This is a genomic window from Streptomyces sp. NPDC002868 (assembly GCF_055563295.1).
The window spans coordinates 50,778-60,565 of record NZ_JBVHDR010000020.1 but is presented as its reverse complement, the minus strand read 5'-3'; the positions used below and the strand labels follow the sequence as shown (position 1 = coordinate 60,565).

1 protein-coding gene is annotated in these 9,788 nt (G+C 71.2%); it reads left to right on the top strand.

Annotation, left to right across the window (positions count from 1 at the left end; all coding sequences use genetic code 11):
* The first annotated feature begins 215 nt into the window (after nucleotides 1-215).
* Nucleotides 216-9,755 carry a type I polyketide synthase gene (locus ACZ3H8_RS35845; protein ID WP_467408929.1) on the top strand — a complete coding sequence of 3,180 codons (9,540 nt, stop codon included), beginning with the start codon at nucleotides 216-218 and terminating at the stop codon, nucleotides 9,753-9,755.
* The last annotated feature ends 33 nt before the right edge of the window (nucleotides 9,756-9,788 follow it).

Below are 9,788 nucleotides of genomic sequence, written 5' to 3'. Positions count from 1 at the left end.
AACTCGGTCTGCCGGATGTGGGGTTCGCCCTGGCCACGACGCGGGCACAGTTTGAGCACCGAGCCGTCGTACTCGGCACCGAGCGAGAGGAACTCGTTGAAGGACTCAGGTCTCTGGCCAACGGTGACGATGTCGCTTCCGTAGTGACTGCTCTGGCGGAACCCGAAGCCCGGCTGGCTTTGCTCTTCACTGGGCAGGGTGTGCAGCGGGTCGGTATGGGGCGGGAGTTGTACGACGCGTTCCCGGTTTTCGCGGAAGCGTTTGATGCCGTGCGTGCGTATTTCGATGGCGAGTTGGAGTTGCCGCTGCGGGATGTCGTGTTTGGTGATGATGCGGATGCGTTGAATCGGACGGGCTTCACCCAGCCTGCGCTTTTCGCGGTCGAAGTGGCGTTGTTCCGGCTGGTGGAGTCGTTCGGTGTCAGGCCCGATTTCCTGCTGGGTCATTCGATCGGCGAGTTGGCGGCTGCGCATGTGGCCGGGGTACTGACCCTTGGGGACGCGTGTCGTCTGGTGGCTGCCCGTGGCCGGTTGATGCAGGCATTGCCGGCGGGTGGGGCGATGGTCTCGCTCCAGGCGTCGGAGGCCGAGGTGCTGCCGCTGCTGGATGTGGAGCGGGTGAGCATTGCCGCGGTGAATGGGCCTTCGGCGACGGTCATCGCGGGTGAGGAATCCGCCGTTGCGGAGATCGCCGCGTATTTCGAGGTTGAGGGTCGGAAGGTGAAGCGGCTGCGGGTCAGTCATGCGTTCCACTCGCCGTTGATGGAGCCGATGCTGGCCGAGTTCCGTACGGTTGCGGAGAGCGTGACCTACGAGCAGCCCTGTATCCCGGTCATTTCCAATGTCACGGGCATGTTGGCCACCGCTGAGGATCTGGCCTCTCCCGAGTACTGGGTGCGGCATGTGCGGGAGGCCGTCCGGTTCGCCGACGGCATCCGTCGGCTGGAGGAGCACGGCGTCACCCGGTTCCTGGAGATCGGCCCGGACGGCACGCTGACCGCGATGGCCCAGGGCTGCCTTGACGAAGACACGGACCATGTCCTGATGCCCGTTCTGCGTGGTGACCGTTCCGAGGTGTCCGCGGTGCTCTCCGCCGCCGGACGGGCATTCGTCCACGGCATCGACGTCGACTGGCAGACGTTCCTCCCCAACCCCAACACCGGCGCTGCTTCCGCCCCCGTCGACCTGCCCACCTACGCCTTCCAACACCGGCGCTACTGGCCCCGCTTCAACGGCGTGGCGCCCGGAAACCTGGGCTCTGCCGGGCTGGTGTCCGCTCATCACCCCCTTCTGGGAGCAGCCGTCCCCCTGGCCGACAGCGCGGACGGCGAGGCCGGCGGCGGCGCCATGGTGTTCACGGGGCGTGTTTCCGCGGCGACCCACCCCTGGCTCGCCGAGCATGTCGTATCGGGCTCGATCCTGTTCCCCGGCACGGCGTTCCTGGAGCTGGCGGTCCGCGCCGGGGACCAGGTCGGCTGTGGGCAAGTTGAGGAGTTGACCCTTCAAACGCCGCTGGTGCTGCCGGAGCGAGGCGCCGTACAGCTTCAGGTTTCCGTCGGGGCGCCGGACGAGTCCGCCCGCCGCACGCTGAGTGTCTATTCCCGGTCCGAGGATGCGCCGCCCGAGCAGCCGTGGGCGCGCCACGCCGGCGGTGTACTCGGCACGGGCTCCCTGGCTCCCGGGGTCGACCTGTCCCAGTGGCCGCCCGCCGGGGCGCAGCCCGTCAACGTAGACGGTTTGTACGACGGGTTGGCTTCGGCCGGGTTCGACTACGGTCCGGTCTTCCGCGGTCTGCGTGATGTATGGAGCCGCGGTGACGAGCTGTTCGCCACGGTCGAACTTCCTGAGAGCGCCATCCCTGATGCGGCAGGATTCGGGCTGCACCCGGCACTGCTGGACGCGGCGCTGCATGCGCTCGGACTTGTCCCCGCGGACCAAGAGGCGGACGGCCGAGGCAGGTTGCCCTTCTCCTGGTCAGGGGCGACCCTGCACGCGGCTGGAGCTTCGGCGCTGCGCGCACGGCTGTTGATGAACGGTCATGACGCGGTCACCCTGGAACTGGCCGACGCCTCGGGCGGGCCCGTCGCGACGATCGACTCCCTGGTCCTGCGCCCGGTGTCGACCGACCGGATCGCGAGTGCAAGGTCAGGACAGCAGGACACCGCGCTGCATGCGATCGAGTGGATACCGCTGCCGGAGCCCGCCCGATCCGCGGTGACCGTCGATGCCGTCATCGACATGGCGGATGGCGCCGACCAACTTGATCTGTCCGCGATCGATGCCGCGAGCTACTCGGACCTCGGTTCGCTCCCGCAGGACGACGTGCCTGCCCACGTCCTGCTGCGGATGAGCGACGCCGTCGGCGAGGGCGATCAGTCCGTCGCCGCGCACACCGTGACCCACCGGGCGCTCGCGACCGTCCAAGCATGGCTGGCCGACGAGCGGTTCGCCGCATCCCGCCTGGTCGTGGTCACGCAGGACGCGGTCACCGTGGACGAACGGCGACCAGACCCGGCGCTGGCCGCCGTCTGGGGGCTCATCCGCTCGGCACGTTCGGAGAACCCGGACCGCTTCACGCTCGTCGATGTCGACGGGGCGAGCGAGTCGCTCGCCGCGCTCCCCGCCGCTCTGGCCTCCGGCGAGCCCGAACTGGCAGTACGCGCAGGCCAGGCGTACGCACCGAGGCTCAGCAGGTACGTACGGCGGGCTGCGCTGACCGTGCCCGAGCAGGCAGAGGCGTGGTGCCTGGACATCGTGGAGAAAGGCACTCTCCAGAATCTGTGTCTCGTGGAGTGCCCCGCGGCCAACGCCGAACTTGCCGCCGGGCAAGTGCGGATCGCGGTACGCGCGTCCGGTCTGAACTTCCGCGATGTGCTGAATGCGCTCGGGATGTACCCGGGAGAAGCGGGAGCCCTGGGCATCGAGGGCGCCGGTGTGGTTACGGAGGTCGGCCCGGGGGTGACTGGAATCTCCCCGGGGGATCGGGTCATGGGTCTGTTCACCCGGTCGTTCGGGCCGGTGGCGGTGGCCGACGAGCGCACCGTCATCCGTATCCCGGAGGGGTGGTCGTTCGCGCAGGCGGCGGCCGCGCCGGTGGTGTTCCTGACGGCGTACTACGCGCTGGTGGATCTGGGTGGGCTCCAGGCGGGCGAGTCGGTGCTCGTGCATGCCGCCGCGGGTGGGGTTGGTATGGCTGCGGTGCAGTTGGCGGGGCATCTGGGTGCGGAGGTGTTCGGTACGGCGAGTCCGGGCAAGTGGGGGACGTTGCGGGGGTCGGGTCTGGATGAGGCGCATGTCGCGTCGTCGCGTGATCTGGGTTTCGAGCGGTCGTTCCTGGATGCGACCGGTGGCCGGGGTGTGGATGTGGTGCTGGACTCCCTGGCGCGGGAGTTCGTTGACGCGTCACTGCGATTGCTGCCGCGGGGTGGGCGGTTTGTGGAGATGGGCAAGACCGATGTGCGGGATCCGCTGGAGGTAGCGGCTGAGCATCCGGGTGTCACGTATCAGGCCTTCGACCTGTTCGACGCCGGTCCTGAGCGGATCGCGGAGATGCTGGGCGTGCTCCTCGATCTGTTCGAGCGGGGTGTGCTGGAGCCGTTGCCGGTGACGGCGTGGGATGTGCGGAAGGCTCCTGAGGCGTTCCGTCACCTCAGTCAGGCCAAGAACGTCGGCAAGGTCGTCCTCACGATGCCGGTTCCGCTCGACCCGCAGGGCACGGTATTGATCACCGGCGGTACGGGCGGTCTCGGCGCTCTGGTGGCTCGGCATCTGGTGGCCGAGCACGGCATGCGGCACCTGCTCCTCGCCAGCCGCCGGGGCCCTCAGGCGCCCGGCGCCGACGAACTGCTGGACGAACTGACTGACCTCGGCGCCGACATCGCTCTCACCGCCTGCGACGCTGCCGACCGTGACAGCCTGGCCGCTGTGCTGGCGGGCATTCCCGCAGAACACCCCCTCACCGCGGTCGTGCACACGGCCGGTGTGCTGGACGACGGCGTGGTGTCCTCGCTGACGCCGCAGAGGCTGGACACCGTACTCGCGCCGAAGGCGGACGCGGTCGTCAACCTGCACGAGCTGACCCGGGGCGAGGATCTGGCCGCGTTCGTTGTCTTCTCCTCCATCGCCGGTATGTTCGGCGGCTCGGGGCAGGGTAACTACTCGGCCGCGAATGCCTTCCTGGACGCCTTCGCCCGGAGCAGGCACATCATCGGCCTTCCCGCCACGTCACTCGCGTGGGGCCCCTGGGCTCCCGGTGCGGGCATGACCGGCGAGCTGGCGGATACGGATCTGCAGCGCATGGCGCGCGGCGGCATGGTGCCGTTCACAGCGGAACAGGGCATGGCCGCGTTCTACGCCGCGCTCCGCACGGCCGACCCGGTTCTCGTCCCCGTCCGGCTCGACCATGCGGCACTGCGCGCACAGCAGTCCGCGCTGCCGGCTCTCCTGCGCGGTCTTGTCACCGGATCCGGGCGGCGCTCCGCCGCGTCGGCGACAGACGGCGACCCTGCGGAGAGCCTGCGGGCCGGGCTGGGCGCCCTGCCGCCGGCCGAGCGGGAGACCGCCGTACTGGATCTCGTACGCGCGCAGGCGGCGATCGTGCTCGGACACGCCGGGCCCGAAGCCGTCGAGCCCGCACGGGACTTCCGCGGCCTGGGTATCGACTCGCTCACCGCCGTGGAACTGCGCAACCGGCTTGCGGCCGCGACCGGTCTGCGGCTTCCGGCGACGCTCGTCTTCGACTATCCGTCGCCGCTGGCACTCTCCCGCCATGTGCGTGCTGAGCTGTTCGGTGACGGCGAGGCGGCTGTCGTAGCAGTGCCGGACGCCGCGGGTGGCCGGGCGGCGACCGGACAGGCGGCTGCCGGCGAGGAGCAGCTCGCCGTCGTCGCCATGAGCTGCCGCTTCCCGGGAGGGGTGCGCAGCCCCGAGGAGTTCTGGCAGCTGCTGTCCGAGGGAGTGGACGCACTCTCGCCGATGCCCGCCGACCGCGGCTGGCAGACGGGCGGCGACGGCGCTGTCGGCCACGTCGAGGGCGGGTTCCTCTACGAGAGCGGCGACTTCGACGCGGACTTCTTCGGGATCTCGCCGCGCGAGGCGGTCGCCATGGACCCGCAGCAGCGGCTTCTCCTCGAAATCTCGTGGGAGACGCTGGAGCGGGCCGGCATCGACCCGGCGGCACTGCGCGGCAGCAGAACAGCCGTCTTCGCGGGGACGAACTACCAGGGCTACGGCTCGGCCGCGCACGTCCTGCCCGAAGGCTCGGAGGGGCAGTTGCTGACCGGCCACGCCACCAGCGTGACGTCCGGCCGTGTCTCGTACGCTCTCGGCCTCGAGGGGCCCGCGGTGACGGTCGACACGGCCTGCTCGTCGTCGCTCGTGGCTCTGCACCTGGCCGCGCAGGCTCTTCGCCTCGGGGAGTGCGATCTCGCCTTCGCGGGCGGGGTGACCGTGATGGCCACACCTGGCGCGTTCGTGGAGTTCGGCCGTCAGGGGGGCCTTGCGGGAGACGGGCGGTGCAAGGCGTTCGCCGAGGGCGCGGACGGCACCGGCTGGGGCGAGGGCGCGGGCATCGTCTTGGTCGAGCGTCTTTCCGACGCGCGGCGCAATGGCCATCCGGTGCTCGCCGTGCTCCGTGGCTCCGCGGTGAACCAGGACGGTGCGTCGAACGGCCTGACGGCCCCCAACGGCCCCTCCCAGCAGCGTGTCATCCGGGCCGCGCTCGCCAACGCGGGTCTTGAGGCCCGTGATGTGGACGCGGTCGAGGCGCACGGCACCGGAACGTCGCTGGGCGACCCCATCGAGGCACAGGCGCTCATCGCCACCTATGGACAGAACCGCGAGAACGAGCGGCCTTTGTGGCTCGGCTCGGTGAAGTCCAACATTGGGCATACGCAGGCCGCGGCGGGCATCGCCGGTGTGATCAAGATGGTGCTGGCGCTCCAGAAGGGGGTGCTGCCACAGACGCTGCACGTCACCGAGCCCTCCTCGCACGTGGACTGGTCGGCCGGAGATGTGCGGCTGCTGACCGAGGCCGTGGAGTGGCCGCGGAGCGAATTGCCGCGCCGGGCCGCCGTGTCCTCGTTCGGGATAAGTGGCACCAACGCGCACGTGGTGCTCGAACAGGCCGAGGCGGCCGACAGCGGACCCGCCGAGAGTAACTCCACCGACAGCAGCCCCGCAGACACCTCGCGAGACGAACACGACGGGCCTGACGAGCACGACGGGCGTGACGAGCAGGACGGCCCCGTCGTGTGGCCGCTGTCCGCCCGCTCCGCGGCCGCACTCCGCGACCAGGCGAAGCGGCTGCGGGCGCATGTCGCCGACCACCCCGGCCTGTCCGTACACGATGTCGGGTACTCGCTCGCCACCACCCGCGCCGCCTTCGACCACCGGGCGGTGCTGGTCGCCGAGGACAGGGAGGCGTTCCTGACATGCCTCGCCGCGCTGGCACGCGGGGAGGACTCGGCGGGGCTGGTGCGCGGGCAGGCGGGCACCGGCGGGAAGCTCGCCTTCCTGTTCAGCGGTCAGGGCTCCCAGCGCGCGGGCATGGGCCGCGCGCTGTACAAGCGGTTCCCCGTATACGCGCGGGCGTTCGACGAGGTCTGCGCGGAGTTCGACCGGCACCTCGAACGGCCCCTGCGTGACCTGGTATTCGCGGACGAGGGCTCGACCGAAGCCGCGCTGCTCGACCGCACCGCGTACACACAACCCGCGCTGTTCGCTGTGGGAACGGCACTTCACGCCCTGGTCGGATCGTGGGGTGTCAGGCCCGACTTCCTGATCGGCCACTCCATCGGAGAGCTGACCGCCGCGCATGTGGCCGGGGTGCTGACCCTCGAGGACGCCTGCGCCCTCGTCGCGGCCCGCGGCAGGTTGATGCAGGCTCTGCCGGAGGGCGGCGCCATGATCGCCGTTCAGGCTTCCGAGGAGGAGGTACTGCCCCTGCTGGAGGGTCTCGCGGACCGGGCGGGCATCGCCGCGGTGAACGGGCCTTCGGCAGTCGTCGTGTCCGGCGAGCAGGACGCGGTCACCCGCATCGCGGGGCAACTGGCCGAGCAGGGGCGGAAGACTAGGCGTTTGCGGGTCAGCCATGCGTTTCACTCACCACTGATGGAAGCGATGCTGGCGGAGTTCGGCGAGATGGCGCGGGGTGTGCGGTATGCACCGCCGCGTATCCCTGTCGTCTCCAATCTCACCGGGAAGCCGCTGGCCGGAGCCGACCTCACCTCGCCCGAGTACTGGGTGCGGCACGTGCGGGAGGCCGTCCGTTTCTGCGACGGCGTCCGCCGGCTGGAGGCCGACGGCGTACGGACGTACCTGGAGCTGGGCCCCGACGGTGCCCTTGCCGCCATGGCATGGGAGAGCCTGTGCGAGCCCGGTGAGGACACCGCCGCGCTCCCTGTACTGCGGCGCGAGCGGCCCGAGTCGTCCAGCGCCCTGCTGGCTGCGGCAAGCCTTCACGTACGAGGTCTGGGGTCGGGTGCTGCCGCCCCGTACCGCGAGGGGGCGCGCCGTGTCGAGCTGCCCACATACGCCTTCCAGCGCCGCCGGTACTGGCTGGAACCGGCCGGGCCGCAGACCGGAGCCGACCCGACGCAGACGGTGGACGAGCAGTTCTGGGCCGCCGTGGAACGGGCCGACCTGGGCGAGCTGGCCGAGCGTCTCCATCTGGCGGGTGACGCCCCGCTGAGCGAGGTGCTGCCCGCCTTGTCCTCGTGGCGCCTCAAGCAGCGCGGGCGCACCGCCGTCGACGGCTGGGAGTACCAGGTCATCTGGCGGCCGGTCGGCGACGCCTCCGCTCCCGTCCTGTCCGGCACCTGGCTGCTTCCGCTGCCCGCGGGACGTACCGGCCGTGCCTGGGAGACGGCGATCGCGGCAGGGCTGGCCGCCCACGGGGCGGCCCGGGTCGTCCCCCTCGAGGTCGACTGCGGCGTGGCGGACCGAAAGTCGCTCGCCGAGCAGCTGACCACGGTCCTGGACGAGTTGGGCCCCGTGGACGGGGTGCTTTCACTGCTGGGCACCGATGAGGAGCCGAACCGGACGCAGCCCGCCACGCCGGGCGGACTCGCCGCGACCATGGCCCTCGTACAGGCCCTCGACGACCTGGGCTCTGGTGCGCTGCTGTGGTGTGCGACCACCGGGGCCGTGGCGGTGCGGGAGCGCGAGGCCGTGCCGTCCCCCGTACAGGCCGCGGTCTGGGGCTTCGGGCGCGTCGCCGCGCTGGAGCAGCCGCAGAGCTGGGGCGGACTGGTCGACCTGCCCGCGGAGCTCGACGAGCGGGCTGTGGAGCGGCTGTGCGCGGTGCTGGAGGCCGGGCAGGGCGAGGACCAGGTCGCCGTGCGAGGCTCGGGCACCTTCGTACGGAGACTGGTGCGGGCACAGTCCCGGGACGACGGCACCGGAACCGAACAGCCGTGGGAGTGCACCGGGACCGTCCTGGTCACCGGAGGCACCGGCGCACTCGGCGCACACGTGGCTCGCCGGCTGGCCGACCGGGGGGCCGGGCACCTGGTCCTGGCGAGCAGGCGTGGCGCGCAGGCCGAAGGCGCGGCTGAGCTGGCGGCCGAACTGACCGCTCGCGGCACCCGGGTGACGGTCGTCGCGTGCGATGCCGCCGACCGAGAGGCGCTGGCGCGACTGCTGGCCGAGCATCCCGTCGACGCCGTGTTCCACACCGCCGGTGTGCTCGACGACGGGCTGATCGCCGGGCTCGACGGTGAGCGCCTGGACGCCGTGCTGCGGCCCAAGCTGGCCGCCGCGGCGAACCTGCACGAACTGACCGGCGACCTCACGGCGTTCGTGATGTTCTCGTCCTTCGCCGGCACGGCGGGAGCGACGGGGCAGGCCAACTACGCCGCCGCCAACGCCTGTCTGGACGCACTCGCCCAGCAGCGGCAGGCCCTCGGCCTGCCGGCCACCTCGATCGCGTGGGGGCCGTGGGCCGGTAGCGGCATGGCGGCCGACGCCGCGGGTGACGAGCAGCTGGAACACCGGCTCAGGCGCGGCGGCATGGGCCCGATCGACCCGCAGCTCGCGGTCGATGCGCTGGAGCGGGCGCTGACCCGTGGCGACACCACGTTGGCCGTGGCCGACGTGGACTGGGCTCGGTTCGTTCCCGGCTTCACCTCGGTGCGGCCAAGTGCGCTGCTCTCCGATCTGCCGGAGGCACGGCGGGCGGCCCCGGAGCGCGAGTCCGCCGGCAGCGGTCGGGACGGCGGTCTCGCCGCGCTGCGCGAGCAGCTGGCCGGGCTGAGCGAGGCCGACCAGGAACGCGTGCTCGCCACCCTCGTCCGCACCCATGTGGCCGGCGTTCTCGGGCACTCCTCCGTGGACGCGATCGACCCGAAGCGGGCCTTCAGCGAACTGGGCTTCGACTCGCTCATGGCCGTCGAGCTGCGCAACCGGCTGGGTCTCGCCACCGGTACGCAGCTTCCCGCCACGCTGCTGTTCGACCACCCGACCGCCGTGGCCCTGGCCCGCCATCTGCGCACACGGGTCGTCGCTGGGGACACGGCCGCGGGACTGCCCGCGCTCGCCGAACTCGACCGGCTGGAGGGCGTGCTGGGAGAGGTGTCGCCGGACGATCCGCAGCGCGCCAGGATCGCTTCCCGGCTGCAGGCGCTGCTGGCGAGGTGGAACGAGCGACAGGACGGAGGCGGAGAGGCGAAGGACGACGCCGGGGTGAGCGACCGGATCAGCTCCGCCACCGCCGACGAGATCTTCGACTTCATCGACAACGACCTCGGCATGTCATGAGCCGCCGACCGCAAGAGCCCCGGAACCGCCGCG

What these genes read in the sequence shown, in the direction of transcription:
- ACZ3H8_RS35845 (WP_467408929.1), top strand. Translation starts at nt 216, where the DNA reads ATGGGGCGGGAGTTGTACGACGCGTTCCCGGTTTTCGCGGAAGCGTTT.